This window comes from Mycobacterium sp. E3198, assembly GCF_001667015.1.
GTDB lineage: Bacteria > Actinomycetota > Actinomycetes > Mycobacteriales > Mycobacteriaceae > Mycobacterium.
Genome location: NZ_LZIS01000101.1, coordinates 1 through 23,040 on the forward strand (window position 1 = coordinate 1; position 23,040 = coordinate 23,040).

The following is a 23,040-nucleotide window of genomic DNA, read 5'->3' on the forward strand; positions in this document are numbered from 1 at the left end:
TCCGCGCCGAGATCGCTGTCGGCGGAGGTCAGCTGAATCCGGCCCAGGGTCTGATCCCGCAGCCAGGCGGGCGCGGGGATGATCACCGGCGCCGCACCCAACAGGGCGACCGGGTTGACCAGGCGGCGCCGTTCCTCGTCGCACACGGGGCACGACTCGATGTGGCGGGTGATGCGTTTGCGCATCAGCACGCTGAAGCGCCCGTCCCAGCCCGCCAGGATGGTGCCCAGCTCGGCGCACTTGTCGGCGGTGTGCTGCGCGCGGCGCGCCACCAGCAGCGCACCCAACGAACTCTCGATGGTGCCCCGCAGGCGCGACACCATCTTGTTGGCGGTGCCGGGGCTGACCTCCAACGCGTTGGCCAGCTCGGGCCCGTCCAAGCCATGCCGATAGGCCAGTTCCAGCACCATGCGGTCGCGATCGCCGAGCCCACCGGCGGCCTCGGCGATGAGGTTGGCCAGCTCGTTGCGCGCGGCCAGCGTCTCCGGTCCCGCGTCACCCGAGGCCGCCTCGGGGAGTTCGTCCGAGACCTGCTCGCGCCGGCGGTTTTTGATGCAGCGCAGCGCCTCGTTGCGCGCAATGGCATACAACCAGGGGCGCAGCCGGTCGGCCTCACGCAGCTTGGGCAGCTGGGTCGCGGCGACGCAGAAGACGTCCTGCACGCAGTCGGCGGCGGCGTCACGATCGCGCACCATGCCGATGCAGAAGTCGTGCAGGCGGTCGGCGTAACGGTCATAGATCATGGCGAACGCGCGTCGATCGCCCGTCGCGGCCGCGCGGGCCAACTCCGCGTCACTGACGATGTCCCAGTTGGATAGTGCGCTCGTCACGTCGCTTTCCCCGCCGATGAGGCGTCGGTGCCCCTCGCAGAACCGGCGCTGCGAATAAGTGTGCGCGCACAGCGGTCAAATAGCACGAGAAATTCCAGCTCCGTGGTGGGCGCGTGGGAGGACAGCAGCGAAACCAGCCTCATCCAGGCCCGGGCCCTCATTTGCAGACTCCCTGCACGAGGTGGTGCGGCGGCAGGCACAACGACGGCGGTGGCGGGGGCGGCGGCAGCTTCGGGGGCGACGGCAGCGGCGGCAGCTTCGGCGGCGACGGCAACGGAGGCAGCGAAGGCGGGGGCGGTAGCTGCGGCGGCGGCACCGGTACCGGGACCCAGACGGCGGGCGGCGGCGGGACGTTCACCACGACGACCGGGCCGTGCGGGGCGGCGGCCGGCGGCGTCCCCGGGTCGGCCGGAGGCGCGGGGTTGTCGGGCGGCGGAGGGACCGGCGCGGCGGGCGCCGGGCCTTGCGGCGCGGGCTCGGGCAACGCGACCACGGGGGCCGGCCCGTTGTCGGGCGGGGGTGCCACCGGGGCCGCGACCGCGGCGGCCGGAACCGGGGCCAGCGGCGCGAAAGTGGAAGCGGCGGCCGGGGCTGCAGCGGAACCCGGCGCCACGGTCACGGCCTGCGGTTGAGGCGAGCCGGAGAAAAGGACGATGCCGAGTGCGGTGCCGGCGCCGATCGCGCCAGTGAGGCCCGCGGCCAGAAGCACCTTGTCGATCGACTTGCGCGGGGCCGCCGGCGTGGGGTGATAGTCGTGCGGAAGGTTCGCGGGCCCATCTTTCGGATCACCGAGCGGGCTTGAGGCCCAGGCGTACGCGGCGGTGGGGTCCTCGCCGCGCGGGGCCAGGGCCGTCCGGTCCATGTCGTGCGGGCTGTTCATCGGGTGCTCCTTTGGCGCTGGTCGCGGCCCCGGCTGGGTCGCTGTTACAGGTACGAGGACCGAGCGGCTCTGGATCGGACATTTTTTGGAAGCCTTTTTGGCGGCATGGTTAGGTTGGCGCGCGCCGCTTGTCAGGTCTTCGCGAAGTTCTTGCGAGTTTCTTGCGGTCGCTTTCACGAATCCGCATGTGATCGATGGCGCCGCCGCCCATGTGCCGACGGCAGCTGGTCGTTCAGCGCGCACCCGCACTCGGCGGGACCTGCCACGGACGTGGCGGCGTGCGCCGGCGCCTGTAGAGGTTCGCCCAACGTGCAATCACTGCGAAAATCCAGCGGCTTTTTCGCAATACGTTCACGCTCGGCGCAATGGCAGCTTCCCGATCAGCCGGCGACGGTCAGCCAGATCAGCACCACGTTGAGCAGGCTGACCGTCACGGCGACAGCCCAGCCGATCACGGTGGTGACGGGATGGTTGGCGTCGCCGCCCATCAGGTCGCGGTTGCTGGTCAGCCTGACCAGGGGAAGGACCGCGAACGGGATGCCAAAGGACAGCACGACCTGGGACAACACCAGCGCGCGGGTCGGGTCGAAACCGAGCGCCAGGATCGCCACCGCGGGGCACAGCGTGAGCAGCCGGCGCACCAGCATGGGGATCGACCGGTGGAGCAGCCCCTGCATGATCATGGCGCCGGCGTAGGCCCCCACCGACGACGACGCCAGGCCGGAGGCCAGCAGCCCGACCGCGAACAACACGGCAATCAGCGGCCCCAAGGTGTTGTGGACCGCGGTGTAGGCGCCCTCGATGGATGCGGTTTCGTGGTGGCCCTGCAGGTTGATCGCGGCGACCAGCAGCATGGCCGCATTCACCGTGCCGGCTACGGCCATCGCCAGCACGACGTCGACGCGGGTGACGCGCAGCAGCCAGTGCCGGTCGCGGCCGACCTCGGGATGCCCGTGCCGATCCAGGACGAGTCCCGAGTGCAGGTACACGGCGTGCGGCATCACGGTGGCGCCCAAGATGGCGGCGGCCAGCAGCACGCTTTCGCTGCCGCGGAAGCGCGGCACCAGTCCGCCGAGCACGGCGTCCGGCGGCGGGGTCGAGACGAAGAAGCTGGCCGCGAAGCCGACGGCGATGACCAGCAGCAAGCCCGTAATCACCCGCTCGAAAAGAATCTGGCCGCGCCGGTCCCTGATCGCCAGCAGCAGCAACGAGATCACTCCGGTGATGATCCCGCCGAGCGGCAGCGGCAGGCCGAACAGGATGCGCAGGGCGATTGCCCCGCCGATCACTTCGGCGACATCGGTTGCCATGGCAGTGATTTCGGCCTGGCCCCAAAAGGTGAGGCGCACGGGGCGGCTCATCCCCCTGCCGATGGCCGCGGGCAGCGACCGTCCGGTCACCAGTCCGAGTTTCGCGGAGAGGTACTGCACCAGGCCCGCCACCACGTTGGCGGCGACGATGACCCAGAGCAGCAGGTAACCGAACTGGGTGCCGGCGCTGACGTTGGCGGCGACGTTGCCAGGATCGACGTAGGCGATCGCGGCGACGAACGCCGGCCCGAGCAGGTACCAGCTCGATCTGAGCGATGCCTGGGTGCCTTCCGCCAACCTGCCGACCCTCGATCCACGTCCCCGAATAAAAAAGTGAGGTTATCCGAACAGGCCGCCCGCAGGCCATTCGCGGGTCACGTGGACGTGCTGATCGTCACCCCGGGACGTAGAGGCCCCGCCCCGTGACCAGGGGCAGGTCGAGGGTCGTCACGATGCCCGGCGGGGCGGCCACCACGGCGGGAATCGCGTTGACGACCCGCATCGCGGTGGCGACCAACCCGGCGTGATTGTGGTCGCCCAGGCGGCTGCTCAGGCAGACATCCATGGCGTACGACGGTTCGCCGGTGATTTCGATGCGATAGGAGCCGCCGGGCTGGGCGGGCTGCGGCCACTCGGGACACAGATCTTCGCGCAACCGGGTGACGTGTTCCAGGACCACGACGGGATCGCCGTTGACCATCCCGAACACCTCGAACCGCAGCGCCGCGGCGGTGCCCTTGGCGATGTGACCCGACGCGATGTCGAAGTCCTCAGGCGCGGGCACGCGCACGTACTCCTCGGCGACGTTGTCGAGCTCGATGCCCAGGCCGGCAGCCAATTGCCGCACCACCGACCCCCACGCGAGGCTCAGGACGCCGGTCTGCAGCAGCATCGGGATCTCGTCGAGCGGCTTGCCGAACCCCATCACGTCGAACATGACGACGGCGCTGTCGTAGGTGGCGTAGTCGACGATCTCCATGCACCGGACCTGCTGAATGTTCTGACAGGTACCGGCCAACGCCAGCGGCAGCAGGTCGTTGGCGAATCCCGGGTCGATGCCGTTGACGTATACGCTCGAATTGCCTTCGCGCGCGGCATCTTCCAGCGGGGAGATGAGCTCTTCGGGGATCACGTTCCACGGGTATTGAAGAAAGACGGGCCCGCTGCCGACGATGTTGATCCCGGCGGCCAGGACGCGCCGGTAATCCTCCAGGGCCTCGGGCAGGCGGTTGTCGGCCAGCGCGTTGTAGACGGCGCACCGGGGGCCGGTGGCCAGCACGGCGTCCAGGTCGGTGCTGGCGATCACCCCGGTCGACTCCGGCAGCCCGGCCAGCTCCGCCGCGTCCTTGCCCGCCTTGGCGTCCGAGGACACCCACACGCCGGTGAGCTCGAACTCCGGGTTGGTGATGAGCGCTTTGAGCGCGTGGACGCCGACATTGCCGGTGCCCAACTGAACGACGGGGATGGCCATGGCGCGCTCCTTCAGCGGTCGGGGTTCACAGGTCCGGGACGGGGATGTCGAGGTTGGGATAGGTGAGACCGCCGTCGACCTCCAGCGTCTTGCCGGTCAGAAAGCTGCCGGCCGGCGACGCCAAATACACTGCGGCGGCGGCGATGTCGACGGGATCGCCGAGGCGTCGCATCGGGGTCACCTTCTCCATCGGCGCGCGCAGCTCCTCGTTGGAGGCCACCACGTCCAGCGCCGACGTCAGGATCGAACCCGGCGCGATGGCGTTGACCCGGATGCGCGGGCACAGGTCCAGCGCGGCGAGCCGGGTGTAGTGCGACAGCGCTGCCTTGGCGGTGCCGTAGGCGGCGAACCCCCGCCCGGCCAGCCGGCCCATGGTGGAGGTGATGTTGATGATGCTTCCCCCGCCCGAGTGCTCCAGCATCAACGGCACCGCCGCGACGGTGAGCGCGTGGGCGGTGGCCACGTTGAAGGTGAACGCTTCCTTGAGGTCTTTGGTCGAGGTGGTCAGCAGGGTGTTGGGCATCGTCCCGCCGACATTGTTGACGACGATGTCTAGTTTTCCGAACGCCTCCACGGCCTGACCGGCCAGCTCCGCGGTGGCCTCCGGGTGGGCCAGGTCGGCGGCGACGGCGTGGGCGCGGCGGCCGGTGGCGCGGACCTCTTCGGCGACGGCGTCTAGTTGAGATTGGGTGCGCGACGCGATCAGCACATCCGCGCCTGCCTCGGCGAAAGCCAGCGCGATGGCCGCACCAAGGCCGCGCCCGCCACCCGTGATGACAGCGACTTTGTCGTCCAGACGGAACCTGTCAAGGATCATTGCGGCCTCTCTGTTCGAATCGTCGGCGACACGGTAGCAAACCCCGCCGACTCCCATGACGGCATTTCTGAAACAGGTTCTAGTTTGTCACAACGGCGTCCTGATGCAATGGTCCCGACGGGGGGAATTGTGCCCTCGTTTACCGGGTCACGAATGCCGGTCAGAATTCTCCGAACGTTAACCTTGTTACTGTTAGCTACATGGCTGCGTGTGAAGGCTGGTTGCCGAGCCGCGGCCTCCCGGCGGCGGCGACGTTTCATCCCTACTGTTAAGGAAGAGAATTGAAACTGAACCGATTTGGTGCCGCGCTGGGTGTGCTGGCTAGCGCCGCGCTGCTGGTATCCGCGTGTGGCAACGACAACAACAATGCGAGCGGCGGAGCCTCGACGGGCGGCTCGGGCGCACCGGCGGGCAACGTGAGTTGCGGGGGGAAGAAGACGCTGAAGGCCAGCGGCTCCACGGCCCAGGCCAACGCGATGACCCGGTTCGTCAATGCGTTCGAACAGGCCTGCCCCGGTCAGACGCTGAACTACACGGCCAACGGTTCCGGTGCCGGAATCAGCGAATTCAACGGCAACCAAACCGATTTCGGCGGGTCCGACTCGCCGTTGGCCCCCAACGAGTACACCGCGGCGCAGCAGCGCTGCGGCTCGCCGGCGTGGAACCTGCCGGTGGTGTTCGGCCCGATCGCGATCACCTACAACGTCAAGGGCGTCAGCTCGCTGAACCTGGACGGCCCGACCGCGGCGAAGATCTTCAACGGCGCCGTCACCACCTGGAACGACCCGGCGATCGCGAACCTCAACGGCGGTACCACCCTGCCGGCCGAGCCGATTCACGTCGTCTTCCGTAACGACCAGTCCGGGACCACGGACAACTTCCAGCACTACCTCGATGCCGCCTCCAACGGCGCGTGGGGCAAGGGCGCGGGCAAGACGTTCAACGGCGGCGTCGGTGAGGGCGCCAAGGGCAACGACGGCACCTCGGCGGCGATCAAGGCCACCGAGGGTTCGATCACCTACAACGAGTGGTCGTTCGCCAAGGCACAGAACCTGAACATGGCCAAGGTCGTCACCTCGGCCGGCCCCGACGCGGTCGCCATCAGCGCCGACTCCGTCGGCAAGACGATCTCGGGTGCCACCGTCAAAGGCCAGGGCAACGACCTGGTGCTCGACACCAACTCGTTCTACAAGCCGACGCAGCCGGGCTCCTACCCGATCGTGCTGGCGACCTACGAGATCGTCTGCTCGAAGTACCCCGACTCCCAGGTCGGTACGGCGGTGAAGGCGTTCCTGCAGAGCACCATCGGCGCGGGCCAAAACGGCTTGGCGGACAACGGATACATCCCGATTCCGGACTCCTTCAAGTCGAAGTTATCGACCGCGGTCAACGCAATAGCGTGATCCGGGATGTCATGACTCGCGGAGCGATCGCCACCTCCTCGACGGGGGCTCAGCCTGCGCTGAAGGTGACCAATCCGCACAAGGCCCACCGCGGCGACCGACTGTTCAAGTTGGTCGCCGCGGCGGCCGGGTCAACGATCGTCATCGCGATCGCGCTGATCGCGATATTCCTATTGGTTCGCGCCATCCCGGCGTTGCGCGCCAACCACGCGAATTTCTTCACAAGCGCCGAATTCAACACCACCAAGGCCAACCACCTGGCGTTCGGTATCCGCGATTTGTTCATGGTCACGGTGCTCAGTTCGATAAGCGCACTGGTGGTGGCGGTGCCCATCGCGGTCGGAATCGCCGTATTTCTGACCCAATACGCGCCCAAACGGCTCGCACGACCTTTCGGCGCGATGGTTGATCTGCTGGCGGCGGTGCCGTCGATCATCTTCGGGTTGTGGGGCATCTTCGTGCTGGCACCCCAACTCGAACCCGTCGCCGAATTCCTCAACCGCAACCTCGGCTGGTTCTTTTTGTTCAAGAAGGGCAACGTTTCCCTCGCCGGCGGCGGCACCATTTTCACCGCCGGCATTGTGCTGTCGGTGATGATCCTGCCGATCATCACCTCGGTGTCGCGGGAAGTTTTCCGGCAGACCCCACCCATTCAGATGGAAGCGGCGCAGGCTCTGGGCGCCACGAAGTGGGAGGTAGTGCGGATGACCGTGCTGCCGTTCGGCCGCAGCGGCGTCATCGCGGCTTCGATGCTGGGCTTAGGCCGCGCCCTGGGTGAGACCGTGGCGGTACTGATCATCCTGCGGTCGGCCGCCCGGGCCGGCAGCTGGTCGCTGTTCGACGGGGGCTACACGTTCGCTTCCAAGATCGCTTCCGCGGCAGCAGAATTCAGCGAACCGCTGCCCACCGGGGCCTACATCTCCGCCGGGTTTGCGCTGTTCGTGCTGACGTTCATCGTCAACGCGACCGCTCGGGCGATCGCGGGCGGGAAGGTCAACGGATGACGATCGACGCGCTCGACCTGCCGGTCAAACCGGACGTGTTCAGCCCCCTTAGCCTGCGGCGGCGGATCACCAACAACGCCGCGACGACGTTCTTCGTCGCCTCGTTCATCGCGGCCCTGGTGCCGCTGGTTTGGGTGCTGGGGGTGGTGATTGCGCGGGGCTGGTACGCCGTCACCCGGTCGGGCTGGTGGACCCACTCGCTGCACGGCGTGCTGCCGGAGCAGTTTGCCGGCGGCGTCTATCACGCGCTGTACGGGACGGTGGTGCAGGCCGGGGTGGCCGGGCTGCTGTCCGTGCCGCTGGGCCTGATGACGGCGGTGTTCCTGGTGGAATACGGCTCGGGCCGGCTGGTGCGGCTGACGACCTTCATGGTCGACGTGCTCGCCGGCGTGCCCTCGATCGTGGCGGCGCTGTTCGTCTTCAGCCTGTGGATCGCCACCCTGGGCTTCCAGCAGAGCGCCTTCGCCGTGTCCCTGGCCCTGGTGTTGCTGATGTTGCCCGTGGTGGTGCGGTCCACCGAGGAGATGCTCAGGCTGGTCCCCGACGACCTGCGGGAGGCCAGTTACGCGCTGGGCGTTCCCAAATGGAAGACCATCGTGCGGATCGTCATCCCGATCGCGATGCCGGGCATCGTCTCCGGGGTCTTGCTGTCGGTCGCGCGCGTGATCGGCGAAACCGCTCCGGTGCTGGTGCTGGTGGGCTACAGCCGTTCCATCAACCTGGACATGTTCCACGGCAACATGGCCTCCCTGCCGCTGCTGATCTACACCGAACTCACCAACCCGGAGCACGCCGGCTTCCTGCGGATCTGGGGCGCGGCGCTGAGCCTGATCATCATCGTGGCGGTGATCAACCTGCTGGCCGCGGCGTTCCGCTTCGTGTCAACCCGTCGTCGCTGAGGCGCGACTCAAGACCTCGAGGCGGCCTTCTTGGCCGGCGCCTTTTTTGCGGCGCTCTTCTTGGCGGCCGCTTTCTTCGCCGGCGCTTTTTTCGCCGGTGCCTTCTTGGCGGGCGCCTTGCCGTCGCCGGAGCGCGCCTTCACGCTGGCCTCGAGCTTGGCCAGCAGGTCGGAGACGTCCTCGGTCTCGTCCAGTTCCTTGGGTTGGTCCTCGACGGTAAACGCTTCGCCCCCTTCGAGTTTCGCCTCGATCAGCTCCTGCAGCTGCTCCTGGTACGTGTCGTGGTAGCGGTCGGGATTGAAGGCTTCGGCCATCGACTCGACCACCTGGCCGGCCATCTTGAGTTCGGCGGGCTTGATGTCGACCTTCTTGTCCAGCACGGGGAAGTCGGGATCGCGGATCTCGTCGGGCCACAGCAGGGTGTGCACCACCATGACGTCGCGCTTGCCGAAGTCCTTGACGCGCAACGCGGCCAGCCTGGTCTTGTTGCGCAGCGTGAAGTGGACGATGGCCATCCGATCGCTCTCGGCGAGCGTCTTGGCCAGCAGCACATAGGATTTGGATGACTTCGAATCCGGCTCGAGGAAGTAGCTGCGGTCGAACAGCATCGGGTCCACCTCGCTGGCCGGGACGAACTCGAGCACTTCTATTTCGCGGCTGCGTTCTTCGGGCAGTGTCGCAAGGTCGTCGTCGGTGATGATCACCGATTGACCGTCGTCGGACTCGAAGGCCCGGGCGATGTCACGGTATTCGACGACCTCGCCGTCCTTCTCGCAGATGCGCTGGTAGCGGATGCGGCCGTTGTCCTTGGCGTGCACCTGATGGAACTTGATGTCGTGGTCCTCGGTGGCGCTGTACACCTTGACCGGCACGTTCACCAGCCCGAACGCAATCGAACCCTTCCAGATGGAGCGCATGCCCTCAGTATGCCCATACCGTCCCTAGCAAAACAGCGCGGTGGGCCGCGCGGCGGGATATTCGGGCACAGCTAATTTCCCGCCCCGGCGCGGCCCACGGCCAGCGCCGACAACCGGCCGGCGGATTCGAGGGCCGCCGTCAGCGCATCGAGCCCGATCCGGCCCAGGGCGGCTCGCCGGTCGGCCCCCAGAAACCCCCAGAGCGCATCGAGTAGGCCGACCGTGAACGCGTCGCCGGCACCGACGGTGTCCACCACCGCCACCGGCCTGGCGGCCACCCGGACCCGCCCGGCCGAGCAGAAGGCCATCGCGCCCCGGTCACCCATCGTCACGACCACCAGCGCGGGCCCCGCCGCCAGCCACGCCCGGGCGGCCCACTCGGGTTCGTGGTCGGGATCGATCCAGCTCAGGTCCTCGTCGCTGGCCTTGACGATGTCGCTGCGCTCGACGAGGCGGGCGATGCGGTCGCGCGCCACATCCGGGTCGGTGATGAGCGACGGGCGCACGTTGGGGTCGAAACTGAGGGTGGCCGACACGCGGTAGGCGTCGAGCAGCGCCGCGACCGCCAGGCAGCCGGGCTCACGCACCGCGGCGATCGACCCGGTATGCACGAAAAGCGGCGGCGCGACTTCGGGAGTGCCGGACAGCTGCCAGTCCAGGTCGAACGTGTAGTTCGCCGAGCCGTCATCCGCGAGCGTCGCCACCGCGGTCGGCGTCCGGTCGGCCGACGTGCTGCCCGGAACCAGTTGCGCGCCCGAGCTTTTGACGTAGTCGGCGATGCGGCGGCCGCGTTCGTCGTCGCCGATGTGGGTCAAGAAGTCGACATCCCGGCCCAGCCGGGCGAGTCCGACGGCGACGTTGAGTGGGCTTCCGCCGGCGCGCTCGACGTGGTCGACGATGTCGATCAGCGCCTCACCGATCACCAGTCCGCGGGTCATGAACCGGTCGCCTTCAGCAACGACTCCAGGGTCGTCCGCGCCCCGCGGGCGTGCAGCGAGTCCAGTGCCCGGCGGTAGGCCTCGACGAAGCGGGGCTGCCGCGCGAGATCGCCGAACAGGTCCGCGTTCTCGATGAAGGCGGTCGGTTGCAGCCGCTGCGCCCGCGCGGCGGTCACGACAAGCTCCGCCATGTTGTCGACGACCTCGATGGGTTCGCCCCGCTCGTCGACCCCCTCGGCGTAGCGCGCCCAACTTGCGACCGTCGCCGCCGCGAGCCGGATCGGACCCCCGGTGCGCAGGTTGTCGCGGATCACCGGAAGCAGCCATTTCGGGATGCGGTCCGAGGAGTAGGCGCACAACCGGGCCACCGTGTCGCGCACCCCGGGGTTGGCGAAGCGCTCGATGAGTCCGCGGGTGTAGGCCCGCAGGTCGATGCCGGGGACGGCGCGCAGCGTCGGCACGGCCTCGGAATCGAAGTAGGCCAAGAGGAATTCGGCCAGCAGCGGGTCGCGCGCGGCGTCGTGCACCATGCGGTACCCGCACAGCGCCGCGAAGTAGCACAGGCACTGGTGTCCGGCGTTGAGCAGGCGCAGCTTCATCGCCTCGTACGGGGTCACGTCGTCGACCAGCAGCACACCCGCCTCGTCCAGCGGCGGCCTGCCGTCGGCGAAATCGTCCTCGAGCACCCACGCGTCGAACGCCTCGGCCAGCACCGGCCACTCGTCGGTGACCCGGAAGTCGCGCTCCACGGCGGCCACGATCTCCGGCGTGGTGACCGGCGTGATGCGATCCACCATCGAGCACGGGAATCGGGCGTGCTCGGCGACCCAGTCGGCCAGGCCGGGCCGGAGCAACTCGGCGTGCGCGAGGACGGCGCGGCGCGCGACGTCGCCGTTGTGTTCGATGTTGTCGCACGAGAGGATCGTCGGCGCCGCGATGCCGCGGTCCCGACGGCGGGCCATGGCCTCGGCGATCAGGCCGAAAACCGAGGCCGGGTCCCTGATCTGGTAGCCGCCCTCGGTGATGGTCATCGAGACGATGCGGGTCGTGGGTGCGGCCAGCCGCTCGATCGTCGCCGCGGGTTCGTCGGGTGCGTAGTGGTAGTCCACAATCGAGCCGATCACCCGCGCCTCGCGGTGGCCGCCGGGATCCTCCAGCACCAGCGTGTACAGATTGTCCTGGGCACGCAGCACGTCGCGCATCCGGCGGTCGGCCGGCAGCACGCCGATGCCGCAGATGCCCCATTCCCGGGCCATCCCCCGCTCGAGCAGGCTGTCGAGGTAGGCCGCCTGATGGGCGCGGTGAAACCCCCCGACCCCGAAGTGGGCGATGCCGACCGCGACGCCGTCGCGGTCATAGCTCGGTACCGCGATCGGCAGCCGCCCCAGGGTGGCGCTGCTCAGCCGGACCACGGTGTCGACGGTACCGGCGCCCGGGCGCGAACACGTAGGTTGAGACCATGGCTGCAACGGCACCGGCGCGGGTCAAGCTGACCAACGCCGACAAGGTGCTGTATCCGGCGACGGGGACCACCAAAGCCGACGTCTTCGACTACTACACCCGCATCGCCGAGGTGATGCTGCCGCACATCGCGGGGCGCGCGGCCACCCGCAAGCGCTGGCCCAACGGCGTCGAGCAGGAGTCGTTCTTCGAAAAGCAACTGGCGTCCTCGGCGCCGGAGTGGCTGCCGCGGGCCAGCGTCACCCACCGGTCCGGGACGACGACGTATCCGATCATCGACAGCCTCGACGGGCTGGCCTGGATCGCGCAGCAGGCCGCGCTCGAGGTCCACGTGCCGCAGTGGCGGTTCGTCGCCGAATGGACCCGAAGCAAGGCCGAAGAACTCAAGCCCGGACCGGCAACGCGGTTGGTGTTCGACCTCGATCCCGGCGAGGGCGTGACGATGCCCCAGCTGTGCGAGGTGGCCCACGCCGTGCGGGAGCTGATGAGCGATATCGGCCTCACCCTCTACCCGCTCACCAGCGGCAGCAAGGGCCTGCACCTCTATGCGCCGCTGGACAACCCGGTCAGCAGCAAGGGCGCCACGGTGCTGGCCAAACGCGTTGCCCAGCAACTGGAGCAGGCGATGCCCAAGTTGGTCACGTCGACCATGACCAAGAGCCTGCGGGCGGGCAAGGTGTTCCTCGACTGGAGCCAGAACAACGGGTCGAAGACCACCATCGCGCCGTACTCGCTGCGCGGGCGCGAACAACCGACCGTCGCGGCGCCGCGCACGTGGGAGGAGCTCGAAGATCGGGGACTGCGTCACCTGCGCTACGACGAGGTGCTCGACCGCGTGGCGCGCGACGGCGACCTGTTGGCACCGCTGGATGTGGGCGCACCGGTCAGCGACCGGCTCAGCAAGTACCGCAGCATGCGGGACGCGTCGAAGACTCCCGAGCCGGTGCCCGCCTCGAAACCGGTTATCGGTCAGGGCAATACGTTCGTCATCCAGGAACACCACGCCCGCCGGCTGCATTACGATTTCCGGCTGGAGCGCGACGGCGTGCTGGTCTCCTGGGCGGTGCCCAAGAACCTGCCCGAGACGACTTCGGTCAACCACCTCGCGGTGCACACCGAGGATCATCCGCTGGAATACGGCGGGTTCGAGGGAAACATCCCCAAGGGCGAATACGGCGCCGGAAAGGTCGTCATCTGGGATGCCGGCACCTACGAGGCCGAGAAGTTCCTCGACGACGAGGTGATCGTCAACCTGCACGGGAACCGGATCTCGGGGCGCTACGCGCTGATTCAGACCAACGGCGACCAGTGGCTAGCGCACCGGATGAAGGATCAGAAGGTCTTCGACTTCGACTCGCTGGCCCCGATGCTCGCCTCGGAGGGCTCGGTGGCCGCGTGCAAGGCCGGTCAGTGGGCATTCGAAGGCAAGTGGGACGGCTACCGGATCCTGGTGGAGGCCGATCACGGCGCTTTGCGGATCCGGTCCCGGCGCGGCCGCGAGGTCACCAAGGAATATCCCCAATTGCGTTCGCTTGCGGCCGATCTGGCCGACCATCACGTCGTGCTCGACGGTGAGGCGGTCATCCTGGACGACACCGGGGTGCCCAGCTTCCACGAGATGCAGAACCGGGGCCGCGGCGCCCGCGTCGAGTACTGGGCGTTCGACCTGCTCTACCTGGACGGTCGCTCGCTGCTGCGGGCGCGCTACCAAGACCGGCGCAAGCTCCTGGAAACCCTTGCCGGCGCAGGCAATCTGATCGTTCCTGACTTGCTGCCCGGTGACGGCGCCCAGGCGCTCGAGCACGCACGCAAGCACGGCTGGGAGGGGGTGGTCGCCAAGAAGCGCGACGCCACGTATCAGCCGGGGCGGCGTTCGGCGTCGTGGATCAAGGACAAGAACTGGAACACCCAGGAGGTCGTCATCGGCGGCTGGAAGGCCGGTGAAGGCGGGCGCACCAGCGGCATCGGCTCGCTGCTGATGGGCATTCCGACACAAGGCGGGCTGCGCTTCGCCGGGCGGGTTGGCACCGGCTTCACCGAGCGGGATTTGGCGAAGCTGAAGAAGACACTGGCGCCGCTGCAGACCGACCAGTCGCCCTTTGACCCACCGCTTCCTAGGACCGAGGCGCGCGGGGTGACATACGTTGAGCCGGTCCTGGTCGGCGAGGTGCGCTACAGCGAGTGGACCCCGGATGACCGGCTGCGCCAATCGAGTTGGCGCGGGCTGCGACCGGACAAGAAACCAGGTGAGGTGGTGCGCGAGTGAAGTGGGTGACCTTTCACGGTGACGACGGCGAACGCGTCGGCGTCCTGTCCGGCGCGGACATTTACGCGACGCCGCCTGGGATGACGCTGCTCGAGCTGATCGGGCGCGGCGCCGACGGGCTGCGCGAAGCCGGCGAGGACGCGCTGCGGTCCCCGTCCGCGGTGGCGCGGCTGGACCAGGTGAGGTTGGCGGCGCCGATCCCGCGCCCGCCGTCGATCCGGGACTCGCTGTGCTTTCTGGACCACATGCGCAACTGCCAGGCGGCGCTGGGCGCCGGGCGGGTGCTTGCCGATACCTGGTACCGCATCCCCGCCTTCTATTTCGCCTGCCCGGCGACGGTTTTGGGCCCGTACGACGACGCCCCGATGGCGCCCGGAAGCGCCTGGCAGGATTTCGAATTGGAGATCGCCGCGGTCATCGGCACCGCCGGCGGGGACCTGACCGTCGAGCAAGCCGAGCGCGCCATCATCGGCTACACCATCTTCAACGACTGGTCCGCGCGGGATCTGCAGCAGCTGGAGGGCCAACTCGCGATCGGGCAGGGCAAGGGCAAGGACAGCGGGGTCACGCTGGGCCCGTACCTGGTCACGTCCGACGAGTTGGAACCGCACCGCCGCGACGGCAGGCTCGACCTGCAGGTGACCGCACTGGTCAACGACGCCGTGATCGGTTCGGGGTCGACCGCCCAGATGGACTGGACCTTCGGCGAGGTCATCTCGTACGTCTCGCGGGGTGTGACGCTGATGTCCGGCGACGTCATCGGCTCTGGGACCGTGCCGACCTGCACGCTCGTCGAGCATCTCAATCCCGCTGCGCTGGAATCGTTTCCCGGTTGGCTGCGCGACGGCGACGTCGTCACCCTGCGCGTCGAGGGCCTGGGGGAGACCCGGCAGACCGTGCGCTCCAGTAGCGCGCCGCACCCGCTGCCCGCCCGGCCCAACCCGGACGCCGCGCCGGCCCCGGCGCGGGTCAACCCCGCTCCCGCGAAGGTCCCGTACACCCGCGGCCTGCACGAGGTCGCCGAGCGGGTGTGGGCGTGGACGCTGCCCGACGGGGGCTACGGGTGGAGCAACGCCGGGCTGGTGGCCGGTGACGGCGCGTCGCTGCTCGTGGACACGCTGTTCGACCTGGCGCTGACCCGCGAGATGCTCGACGCGATGACGCCCATCACCGAGGCCGCTCCCATCACCGACGCCTTGATCACCCACTCCAACGGCGACCACACCCACGGCAACCAACTGCTCGACGCGTCGGTGCGCATCCTCGCCGCCCGGGACACCGCCGAGGAGATCGCCCACGGGATGGCGCCCGAGATGCTGGCCATGGTCCAGACCGCCAACCTCGGCCCCGTCGCGACCCCGTACGCGCGGGATCGCTTCGGGCACTTCGACTTCAGCGGCATCACCGTGCGCAACGCCGACCAGACCTTCGACTACGAACTGACGATCGACGTCGGCGGGCGCCGGGTCGATTTCCTGAATCTGGGTCCCGCCCACACGGCCGCGGACTCGGTGGTGCACGTGCCCGACGCGGGGGTGTTGTTCGGCGGTGACCTGCTCTTCATCGGCTGCACCCCGATCGTGTGGGCCGGCCCGATCGCCAACTGGATCAGGGCCTGCGACGTGATGATCGCTCTCGACGCGCCCATCGTGGTGCCCGGCCACGGGCCCGTCTCCGATCCCGACGGGATCCGCGCTGTCCGTGGCTATCTCGCGCACGTCGCCGAACATGCCGAGGCCGCCCACCGCAGGGGGCTGTCGTGGGCCGAGGCCGCGGACACCATCGACCTCGGCGAGTACGCGACCTGGCTGGACGCCGAGCGGGTCGTCGTCAACGTCTACCAGCGCTACCGCGAACTCGACCCCGACACATCGCAATTGGAGGTCATGGCGCTGCTGATGATGCAGGCCGAGTGGCTCGCCAAGCGGTCGGCTGCCTAGATCCGCACCGCCCGCACGAAAGTGATTCTCGCGGCCGCGCCCTGCTGCCCGCGCTCGTCCAGTTGCGGCAGGCCGGCCGCAGCGAACAGGTCGGTGAGCGCGAAGGTGGTCGTGTCCCACCCGTCGTTGCGCAGGTGTGCGGCGACGTCGGTGTGCTCGCCCGGGTAGGTCAGGGCGGCGATGTCCATGTCGAGGCCATGCCGTCGCCAGCCCTCGGCCGTCCGCCGCGCCTGCTCCTGCGACTCCTCCGATCCGTCGTTGAGCGACCCGAAGTCGGCGGCGAATCGACTGCCCTCGGCGGACAGCGGGGTGATCGAGTCCAGCAGGCGGACCTCGGCGTCCGGCGGCAGCCAACCGATGAGCACGCCCTCGGCCAGCCACGCGGTGGGCTGCGCGGGGTCGAAGCCGGCGTCCTGCAGCGCCGCCGGCCAATCCTCGCGGAGATCTATCCCGATCGTGCGGAGTTCGGCCGTCGGGGCCGCGCCGACCGCCGAGAGCGTTGCGGTCTTGAACGCGATCACCTCCGGCTGATCGATCTCATACACCGTCGTCCCGGCCGGCCACGCGAGTCGGTACGGCCGGGCGTCCAGCCCGGACGCCACGATCACGACCTGGCGCACGCCCTCCTTGCCGGCCGCGGCGAAGTAGTCGTCATAGAACCGGGCCCGGGCGGCGAAAGTGTCGACAATGCGGGGGAATCCGACGCCTTCCTCGAGGTCGTCGGCATCGAGCTCGCCGCTGGCCAACTTGGTGAACACGTCCAGCCCGACGGCGCGCACCAGCGGCTCGGCGTACTCGTCGGTGATCACCGGCTGCGGGCTGCGGGTCGCGGCTGCTCGCGCGGCCGCGACCATGGTGGCCGTGGCGCCGACGCTGTTGGCCAGGTCCCAGGTGTCACCGTCGGTTCGTGCCATGGCTTCTCCTTTGTTAGGCGGCAAAACCACGGTATGCCTCCTCGGCAAAAACCCATGTCCCCTACGGTCTGGGTATGCCCGCAGTGGAATTCGAAACTCTCGAGGACAACATCGCCCGCATCACGCTGAACCGCCCCGAGCGCCTGAACGCGATCGACGGAGCGTTGATCGATGGCGTGGACCACGCCCTGGACGCGCTCGGCGGGGGCGACTATCGGGTCGCGATCCTGACCGGTGCCGGGCGGGGCTTCTGCGCGGGGGCCGACCTGAGCGGCACGGGCGAAGCCTGGACCAAGCCCAAGCCGACCACCCCGGCTTTCAAGGTGAACTACGACAGCCAGGTTCGCCTGGCCGATTTGTTCACCCGGATCTACGAGCTGCCCATCCCGGTGATCGCGGCGGTCAACGGCGTCGCGGTCGGGGGCGGGCTCGCCTTCACGCTCGTCAGCGACATCCGCGTCGCCTCCGAGCAAGCCCGGTTCGGGTCGGCGTTCATCAAGGCCGGCTTCTCGTCGATGGACATGGGCACCAGCTACCTGCTGCCCAAGATCGTCGGCGCGGGCGTCGCGCGTGAGCTGATGCTGACCGGCCGGATCATCGACGCCGCCGAGGCGTATCGCATCAAGCTGGTGCACGAGGTGGTGGCGGCCGATCAGCTGATGGCGGCGGCGCTGCGCAAAGCCCGCGAGATCGCCGAAAACAACGCATATGGCGTGTGGCAGACCAAGATTGGCCTCAACGCGGCGCTGGACGCGCCGAGCCTGCGTCACGCCATCGAGCTGGAGAACCGCACCCAGATCCTCACCGGTTTCACCAACAATCCGACCGAGGCGGCCAGGGCGCACATGGAGAAGCGGGCCCCGACGTGGGATCCCCTGTGATGTTAGGCGGCCGTCTTCGGACGTTGAGTGTGAAGCCTGGGCTTTCGGTGTTACTCCTGGGCGGTGAACCCGGAGGAATCGCGCCATGGGTTCACACTGAAAGCCATCAGCTCACACTGAAGGCCGGGTGCGCTTAGACTTTCGCGATCACGTTCTCCGCGAACATCTCCAGGTTGCGGATCTTGTTGTCCAGCGGCTCGTCGTCCTTGCCCATGATGTAGGGAATGCGGAAGCCGACGATCACGTCGGTGACGCCCTTGTCCTCGAGACGCTTGACGCCGTCCACCGTGAAGCCGTCCACCGAGATGACGTGAATCTCGAACGGGCCCGTCTTGCCCTCCTCCTCGCGGAACCGCTGGAGCTTGGCAATCAGCCCGTCGAGCTCCGCCGGGTCACCCCCGCCGTGCATCCACCCGTCCAACCGTGCCGCGCGGCGCAGCGCGGCGTCGGCGTGCCCGCCGATCAGGATCGGGATCGGCTTGGTCGGAGCGGGGGTCATCTTGGTCTTGGGGATGTCGTAGAACTCGCCGTGGAATTCGAAATAGTCACCCGTGGTCAGGCCCTGGATGATTTCGATGCATTCGTCCATCCGCTTGCCGCGCTTGGCGAACGGGACGCCCAGCAGCTCGTAGTCTTCGGGCCACGGGCTGGTGCCCACGCCGAATCCGACTCGGTTGTCGGTCATCGCGGCCAGCGAACCGATTTGCTTGGCCACCAGCGCCGGCGGCCGAATCGGCAGCTTGAGGACGAAGAAGTTGAACCGCAGCGTCGAGGTCACCGCCCCCAATGCCGATGTCAGCACGAAGGTTTCGATGAACTCCTTGCCGTCCAGGAACTCGCGATTCCCGTCGGGCGTGTACGGGTACTTCGAATCGGATTCGAAGGGGTAGGCGATGCTGTCGGCGATCGTCATGGCGTGGTAGCCGGCCGCCTCGGCCGCCTTGGCCAGCGGGATGTAATAGCGAAAGTCAGTCATCGCCTCTGCGTAGGTGAACCGCACGTCATCTGCCTTCCTCGAGGGACCGTCACACCAGATTAGAACGTGTTCTACTTTTACCCGTGCGAGGGGCCCCCGACAAGGCGCAAGCCGGTCAGAGCTGGTTCTCGGGCCCGATGACCGCCCACACCGTCTTGCCCGACGACGTGGGGGTGCTGCCCCAGGCGCGGGACAGCGCGTCGACGATCGCCAGCCCGGAGACATCGATGCCCTTGTCCGGCGACGGCAGGCGCAGCGCCGGCGTGCTGCTGGCGTCGGACACCGCGATGGTCGCGGTCGTGCCGTCGGACTCGAGCCGCATCATCGGGACGCTTCCGGTGTGCTCCAGCACGTTCTCCACGAACACGTTGACGACCACCAACGCGACCGGGATGAGCGCGGATTGCGACCAGGCGGTGAGCCACTCGCGGACCAGCCGGCGCGACTCGCGCAGGCTGGTCAGGTTGGCGGGCAACTCGGCGTCGGCATGCCGCACGGCGCGGCTGGTGAGCCGGCCGACGGCCTTCATCGCCCCCTTCTCGGTCGCATACACCGGCATGAAGCGGGCGACCCCGCCGCGGGTGATCGCCTCGCGGGCGCCGCGATCGGCGCAGACGAGCACGATCGGAACGTCGGGCCGGGTGTGCACCTGCCAGCGCACGCCGATGAAGTTCGACCACGTCGATTCGGCGGGCACATGAAGTTTGGAGACATTGACGATGACGGCGGACGGCTCGTCGAGGGTGGTCTTCATGATCATGTCGCGAAGCGCCGCGGAGCTGCTGGCGTCGAGCTGACCCTCGACCGTGAGGACGACGACCGACTCGTCCGTTCGCGTCGCCACGGCGAGCGAACTCGGGGATTCAGCTACCGCGCTCAACGCAGCCACCCCTTTCGATTCAGGGCTTCATCCTCGCCGACCTCGACCCGCGAAACAGGGCCACGCGGGTGCGCGTGTCTCAATAGCAATGTAGGCGCACGGAATCCGACCTGAAAAGAAGGGGGATGCAATCTCGTACTTCGGCCTTCCCCTGCCATATCACCCGCCCCCTCGACGGCACACACCCGCGCCGGATCAACCCGCTCCGCCCGCGTGCGAGCCTCCCCTGTGAGATGAAAATTAGACTGAGTGGGTTACCCGTATGCCGCAGTCGGCAAACCTTTCATCAGCGCAGCAAACCGCGCCGAACCCGTAGGTACTAGCCCAGTGCGTACGGCGGAACGCCGACCCCGGCGACCGTGTGCGTGCCCCACGGCGTCTGCTCGACGACGCGCGCGTCCGCACTGCACTCGCCGACCGTCAGCGTCGCGGTCCTGGTGTCGCGGAGCGCCGCGGCGCCAAACACCGTCCCTTGCCAGTGGTAATGGCCGTCGATCGGGTCCAGGTGGCCCGCCAGCCGCACGCGTACCGGGTGCTCGGCGCCGGAGATGGTCAGCGTCGCGGCGCCCTCATAGGTTGCGTCGCTGCCGGCGCCCGCGGTCAGGTCGAAGGCCGACGTCACCGGCTGCGGCTGGGCGGGTCGCAGGTAGGCGCGTTCGTTGAAAACCTGGTAGCTACTGCGCCGCACCTCGATGCGGGTGCTGGCGGTGCGTTGCAGGAGGCCGACGCACTCGGCGAGGTAGCGCGCCTGCGCGCCGACGTCCGGGCCGCCGATGAAGAAGTAGTTGGGCACGCCGTGGACGGCGACCCCGAAGTAGGGCTCGGTGCCGTCCGCCCACAGCTGCGCGGCCGTCACGCCGCCCGGGCCGAGCAGCGTCGTCGCTGGGCGATCGGGGACGGCGAAACCGGTGGCATACACGATGGCGTCGACGCCGTGTTCGACCCCGTCGGCGGTGTGGATGCCCGACGCGGTGACCGCGCTGATGGCCGATCGCACCAGCGCGGGCCGCCGCCCCGCCGCGGCCGCCGGGCGGATGCGGCGGCCCAGCCAGCGTTTGACGCGGGTGGCGGGCAGCGGCAACTCGTCGATGACCCGGCGCGGCGCGCGCACGAAAACGGTGACCGCTGCCGCCGACGCGGTCAGCCGCGGCAAGTGGTGGCCGGCGGTGGCGTCGGCGCCGACGATCGCGACGCGCTTACCGGCGGGGTCGAAGCCCGACGGCCACTGCGCTGCGTGGAACGATTCGCCGAGGAAGCCGTCGCGCCCCGGGATGTCCGGCAGCCACGGGACCTGCACCGGTCGGCCGGCGGCGATGACGACGCGCGCCCGCATCGTCTCGCCGTCGGCGGTCGTCAGCAACCAGGTGTCGTTGTCGTCGTCGAACCGTGCGGCGGGGACATCGCCGTCGAGCGTCACGACGTCGGCGACGCCGGCCGTCAGCAGCGCCGCCTGCGCACATCGGCCGCCGGCACCCCCGCCGACGACGATGACGCGATCGGTCACAGAAACCTGCTGCGCTTCCAGCCGCGGCGCGCGATCGGGCCCAGCAGGCCCACCTCGGTCAGGAAAGCCGCCAGCGGAGCGAAGCCGGCGACCTGCATCTCGCGCCGGTGCGGGCTGGTGCGCGCAATCTTTCGGGCCCGCTTAGCGTCCAGACCCACCCGCGCATACGGGACCGGGTTGCTGAACAGGTAGTTGAAGAAGTATCCGCCGAGGCCGTTGATGTTGGCCATGAACCATCGGTTGAGCCGCGGCATCTCGGCGACACGCTTGCGCGCGCCGTCCCGGGCGAACTGGATGTGGCGGGCCTCCTCGGTCACGTGAATCCGCATGAGCCGCTGGATGATTGGCTGCAATTCCGGGTCGTCCATCATCTGCCGCTGCAGCGAGTCGAAGATCTCCTCACCGATCAGGGCGGCCACCCACAGCATCGAGCCGCGCTGGAACGCCAGCGGCAGGGCGTTGATGATCCACCGGTGAAAAAGCCGCGGGCGCACCGGCTTGGCGCCGACGCGCTCGATCGCCTTGCCGAACATGACCATGTGGCGGGTCTCGTCGCCCAGCTCGGTCAGCTTGTAATGCGTCGAGGAGCTGGTGGGGTCCTCGTGCAGGATGGTCCGCAACAACGACTGGTTGAGCATGTTCTCGAACCAGATCCCCGCCGACAGCGTGTTGACCAGTTCCTGGCGCGACAAATCGATCTGCTGCTCGCGGGTCATCTCGTCCCACATCGGCGTGTTGTACAACGACACCAGCCGGGGCGGCAGGTAGAACTTGTCGGGGTCCAGCGGGGCGTCCCAGTCGATGTCGACGACGGGCTCGTAGGACTTCTTGACCGAGCCCTTCAGCAAACGGTCCGAGAACTCCTCGCGACTCGGGCCACTTGGCTTCATCACAGTCGTCACGGCGCTGGCGTCCCTTCATTGGGTGCTTCAGACGGTACCCATGGTACTGGGTACTTGGGGTCTCGACTAGGCCTTCCATGTTTCGATTCGGTTGACTGGCATCGTGCCTCGCCACATTCATGTCATCGGCATCGGCGCCGGGAACCCGGACTATCTGACGGTTCAGGCTATCGAGGCGCTCAACGACACGCAGGTCTTCTTCGCGATGGACAAGGGGGAGGCGAAAAGCGACCTCGTCGCCCTGCGGCGCGAGATCTGCGCCCGGTTCATCCGGGAACCCGGGTATCGCTTCGTGGAGCTGCCGGACCCGAAACGCTCGACCGGCACCGACTACCGCGAGGCCGTCACGGATTGGCACGCCGCGCGGGCGCGGGTCTGGGCGGCGGCCATCGCCGGCGAGCTCGGCCCCGACGGCGTGGGGGGCTTCCTGGCGTGGGGCGACCCGTCGCTGTACGACAGCACCCTGCGGATCCTGGCTGCCATCAACGCCGAAGTCGAGTTCACCTTCGACGTCATTCCCGGGATCACCGCGGTGCAGGCGCTGACGGCACGGCACCGTATCCCGCTCAACGAGGTCGGCGAGCCGGTCCTGGTCACCACCGGTAGGCGGCTGCGCGAGCACGGCTTGGCGGGCTCGGCGGTGGTGATGCTCGACGGTGACTGCGCGTTCGAGGTGTGCCCGCCCGGCACCCGCATCTGGTGGGGCGCCTACCTGGGCACCGCTGACGAACTGCTGGTGTCGGGCACCGTCGGCGCGGTCGGGGCGCGCATTGCCGCGTTGCGGGCCGAGGCCCGCGCCCGGCACGGCTGGATCATGGACACCTATTTGCTCAGACCGGCAGACTGA

20 protein-coding genes are annotated in these 23,040 nt (G+C 68.4%); 7 read left to right on the forward strand and 13 right to left on the reverse strand.

All coding sequences use genetic code 11. The features are described 5' to 3' along the window. The 5 genes from A5673_RS29060 to A5673_RS11735 all read right to left on the reverse strand — a co-directional run. Positions 1-830 (reverse strand): RNA polymerase sigma factor (locus tag A5673_RS29060; protein ID WP_068231699.1); only part of this gene is annotated, 830 nt, incomplete at its 3' end. Between the two features lie 157 nt (positions 831-987). Continuing rightward, positions 988-1,710, reverse strand: coding sequence for a hypothetical protein (locus tag A5673_RS11720; RefSeq protein ID WP_068231701.1), 723 nt, complete (start codon positions 1,708-1,710; stop codon positions 988-990). Between the two features lie 380 nt (positions 1,711-2,090). Next, positions 2,091-3,347, reverse strand: a complete 1,257-nt coding sequence (locus A5673_RS11725; protein WP_231971016.1) for an Nramp family divalent metal transporter — start codon at positions 3,345-3,347, stop codon at positions 2,091-2,093. A gap of 67 nt (positions 3,348-3,414) precedes the next feature. Beyond that, positions 3,415-4,491 (reverse strand): diacylglycerol kinase, encoded by a 1,077-nt coding sequence (locus A5673_RS11730; protein ID WP_068231711.1) that lies wholly within the window; start codon positions 4,489-4,491, stop codon positions 3,415-3,417. Between the two features lie 25 nt (positions 4,492-4,516). Next, on the reverse strand, positions 4,517-5,308 hold the full coding sequence (locus A5673_RS11735) for an SDR family oxidoreductase (RefSeq protein WP_068231714.1): 792 nt from the start codon (positions 5,306-5,308) through the stop codon (positions 4,517-4,519). 281 nt (positions 5,309-5,589) lie between these two features. Here A5673_RS11735 and pstS point away from each other — a divergent pair, with 281 nt between their 5' ends. The 3 genes from pstS to pstA are packed head-to-tail and all read left to right on the forward strand — an operon-like array spanning position 5,590 to position 8,614. Further along, positions 5,590-6,711: a phosphate ABC transporter substrate-binding protein PstS gene (pstS, locus tag A5673_RS11740; RefSeq protein ID WP_068231717.1), complete on the forward strand. Its 1,122-nt coding sequence runs from the start codon at positions 5,590-5,592 to the stop codon at positions 6,709-6,711. A gap of 11 nt (positions 6,712-6,722) precedes the next feature. Then, positions 6,723-7,715 carry a phosphate ABC transporter permease subunit PstC gene (gene pstC, locus A5673_RS11745; RefSeq protein ID WP_068231769.1) on the forward strand — a complete coding sequence of 331 codons (993 nt, stop codon included), beginning with the start codon at positions 6,723-6,725 and terminating at the stop codon, positions 7,713-7,715. Continuing rightward, positions 7,712-8,614: a phosphate ABC transporter permease PstA gene (gene pstA / locus A5673_RS11750; protein ID WP_068231720.1), complete on the forward strand. Its 903-nt coding sequence runs from the start codon at positions 7,712-7,714 to the stop codon at positions 8,612-8,614. Before pstC ends, pstA begins: the two co-directional genes overlap by 4 nt. Positions 8,615-8,622: 8 nt before the next feature. Here the strand turns inward: pstA and A5673_RS11755 are convergent, their stop codons facing one another. The 3 genes from A5673_RS11755 to A5673_RS11765 form a co-directional block, all read right to left on the reverse strand. Continuing rightward, positions 8,623-9,531 (reverse strand): Ku protein, encoded by a 909-nt coding sequence (locus tag A5673_RS11755; RefSeq protein WP_068231723.1) that lies wholly within the window; start codon positions 9,529-9,531, stop codon positions 8,623-8,625. A gap of 71 nt (positions 9,532-9,602) precedes the next feature. After that, entirely contained in the window at positions 9,603-10,469 is an 867-nt protein-coding gene (locus A5673_RS11760) for a carbohydrate kinase (protein ID WP_068231729.1), read from the reverse strand. Next, positions 10,466-11,881, reverse strand: a complete 1,416-nt coding sequence (locus tag A5673_RS11765) for a mannitol dehydrogenase family protein (protein WP_068231732.1) — start codon at positions 11,879-11,881, stop codon at positions 10,466-10,468. The genes A5673_RS11760 and A5673_RS11765 overlap by 4 nt, the downstream gene beginning before the upstream one ends. Positions 11,882-11,928: 47 nt before the next feature. Here A5673_RS11765 and A5673_RS11770 point away from each other — a divergent pair, with 47 nt between their 5' ends. Both A5673_RS11770 and A5673_RS11775 read left to right on the forward strand, forming a co-directional pair. Then, positions 11,929-14,196: an ATP-dependent DNA ligase gene (locus A5673_RS11770; RefSeq protein ID WP_068231734.1), complete on the forward strand. Its 2,268-nt coding sequence runs from the start codon at positions 11,929-11,931 to the stop codon at positions 14,194-14,196. After that, the gene (locus A5673_RS11775) at positions 14,193-16,136 is read left to right on the forward strand and encodes a fumarylacetoacetate hydrolase family protein (RefSeq protein ID WP_068231739.1); all 1,944 of its coding nucleotides are present in this window, start codon (positions 14,193-14,195) and stop codon (positions 16,134-16,136) included. Before A5673_RS11770 ends, A5673_RS11775 begins: the two co-directional genes overlap by 4 nt. On the opposite strand, the gene A5673_RS11780 is transcribed toward A5673_RS11775, so the two are convergent. Further along, positions 16,133-17,050 carry a class I SAM-dependent methyltransferase gene (locus tag A5673_RS11780; RefSeq protein ID WP_068231741.1) on the reverse strand — a complete coding sequence of 306 codons (918 nt, stop codon included), beginning with the start codon at positions 17,048-17,050 and terminating at the stop codon, positions 16,133-16,135. The two genes, A5673_RS11775 and A5673_RS11780, sit on opposite strands and share 4 nt — an antisense overlap. An 83-nt stretch (positions 17,051-17,133) precedes the next feature. Here A5673_RS11780 and A5673_RS11785 point away from each other — a divergent pair, with 83 nt between their 5' ends. Further along, positions 17,134-17,931 (forward strand): enoyl-CoA hydratase/isomerase family protein, encoded by a 798-nt coding sequence (locus tag A5673_RS11785; RefSeq protein WP_197518355.1) that lies wholly within the window; start codon positions 17,134-17,136, stop codon positions 17,929-17,931. Between the two features lie 133 nt (positions 17,932-18,064). Here A5673_RS11785 and A5673_RS11790 read toward each other — a convergent pair whose 3' ends face one another. The 4 genes from A5673_RS11790 to A5673_RS11805 all read right to left on the reverse strand — a co-directional run bounded on the left by A5673_RS11790 (position 18,065) and on the right by A5673_RS11805 (position 22,193). After that, a complete protein-coding gene (locus A5673_RS11790; RefSeq protein WP_068231745.1) occupies positions 18,065-18,931 on the reverse strand; it encodes an LLM class flavin-dependent oxidoreductase in 867 nt (288 codons plus the stop codon). A gap of 91 nt (positions 18,932-19,022) precedes the next feature. Next, entirely contained in the window at positions 19,023-19,787 is a 765-nt protein-coding gene (locus tag A5673_RS11795) for an STAS domain-containing protein (RefSeq protein WP_068231748.1), read from the reverse strand. Between the two features lie 319 nt (positions 19,788-20,106). After that, positions 20,107-21,291 (reverse strand): DUF4873 domain-containing protein, encoded by a 1,185-nt coding sequence (locus A5673_RS11800; protein ID WP_082958680.1) that lies wholly within the window; start codon positions 21,289-21,291, stop codon positions 20,107-20,109. Further along, positions 21,288-22,193 (reverse strand): diiron oxygenase, encoded by a 906-nt coding sequence (locus tag A5673_RS11805; RefSeq protein WP_068231753.1) that lies wholly within the window; start codon positions 22,191-22,193, stop codon positions 21,288-21,290. Before A5673_RS11805 ends, A5673_RS11800 begins: the two co-directional genes overlap by 4 nt. Before the next feature lie 103 nt (positions 22,194-22,296). On the opposite strand from A5673_RS11805, the gene cobF reads away from it, so the two are divergent. Then, complete coding sequence (gene cobF / locus A5673_RS11810; RefSeq protein WP_068231776.1) at positions 22,297-23,040, forward strand: precorrin-6A synthase (deacetylating); 744 nt, start codon at positions 22,297-22,299, stop codon at positions 23,038-23,040.